The organism is Aquiflexum sp. (assembly GCF_977115555.1).
Genome location: NZ_CDSBKL010000604.1, coordinates 1 through 1773 on the forward strand (window position 1 = coordinate 1; position 1773 = coordinate 1773).

The 1773-nt window shown below is 45.5% G+C and carries 1 protein-coding gene; it reads right to left on the bottom strand.

Annotated features, from left to right (window positions below; all coding sequences use genetic code 11):
- Positions 1-1773 (bottom strand): glycoside hydrolase family 127 protein (locus tag ACZFYI_RS20015; protein ID WP_462525886.1); only part of this gene is annotated, 1773 nt, incomplete at both ends.

Sequence of the window (1773 nt, forward strand, 5' to 3'; positions counted from 1 at the left end):
AAGGAATGGCTGTAATGCTTTTTTTCTCTGTTTTCACAGTAGACCCATCATCGGCAACAGTCACTACGGGCACATATGCCTGAATGGCCATCACCCTTTCATTCAACACTTGATATTCCACTTCCTTGAATTCGGTATTCGCAGGAACTACAATATTCCAAGCCCTACCATCATTGTCAGCCCCTTCCACACAATAGACCAATGGCCCTCTTTGCAAGGCAATCCTGTCCCGGTTGGCTTCGACTTCATTTCTTGATTTCACCTTTCTGATTTCCATCGGCAAGGTATATTGGACTACATCGCCTTTGCTCCACTTTCTTGAGATCGTGACATAGCCGTTTTCCTGAGTATATTCCACAGGCTTACCGTTGAGGCTCACGGAGAATCTTTCTTTGGATGTACCTTCAAACCGGTATAAATCTCCCGGAACAGGCTGTTCCTTTGCCCATCCCGGCAACCTTAGATTCAGGCTGAAAGTTGTTTTCTTATCAGGATTCATGGCAATATTCACTACTCCATCCATTGGGAAATTGGTTTTGATCTCCACAGGTACATTTACATTACCCATTTGGATATTGGTCCGGCTTCCGATAAAAAGATTGACCCAAATCCCATCTGCTGAAGTCGCATAGATATAATCCCCTACCGAAGCCACCAATCTGGAAATATTGGAAGGACAGCAAGCAGTGCCAAACCATGCCCTACGGGAATGTTGCCCATTTGAAGCCAATGGATTGCCATAAAAAAACCTGTCTCCCTGAAGGCTCAAACCGTCCAAGGCCGCATTGTAAAGACTCCTTTCGAGCACATCTATGTATTTGGAATCTCCTTCCAGCGAATTCATCCGCTGATTCCAAAAAACCATACCTACCGAAGCGCATGTTTCACTGTAAGCCCTTTCGTTCGGCAGGTCATAATCGACAGAAAAACCTTCATTGCTTCCCGAGGAGCCAATTCCTCCTGTAATGTACATGTTGCGGTAGACTACATCTTCCCAAACGGTCTTCATGGCATTCATATAGCCATCGTCATTTTTTGCTGCTGCGACATCTGCCGCACCGGTGTATAGGTACATGGCACGGACTGCATGGCCAGTGATTTCCTTTTGTTCTTTGACAGGAACATCGTCCTGCGCATATTTTGGACCCCAGTTTTTATTGTTCCAAATTCCCCCTACGCCATGTCCACGACCTCTTTGGTCCAAAAACCAATCTGAAAGTTCAAGGTATCTTTCTTCATCGGTGACTTTATACAATTTGACCAAAGCGAGTTCGATTTCCTCATGACCAACTACCCAAGGCCTGTTTGCCTGCCTGAATGTTTGGTCTATATGGTCAGCCATTTTGATCGCTACATCCAACAGTTTTCTTTTGCCGGTGGTCTGATAATACGCCACTCCTGCTTCCATCAGATGGCCTGCACAATAAGCCTCATGCTTGTCCATGTCTTGCCACCTGTTTTCCAATCCGGTCAAAGAATAAAAAGTATTGATATACCCATCAGCCTCTTGGGCTGCTGCGATTTTATCGATCCATTCGTCCGCCTTGGCTTCAAGCGCAGGATCAGATTGGTTTTTGAGGGAATAGGCAATGGCTTCCAAAGCTTTGTACACATCACTGTCATCATAATAAATCCCTTCATGAGTTTCCCCTGATTTTCTTGCCGCTTTCTCAAAATTCCGGATTCTGCCAGTTTCTACTTCTGTCTGTTGGATGCAGACCTGAAGGGCAGAAGAAGCGACCTTTTCCAGTTTGGGCTTCCAAAAAGCATCCG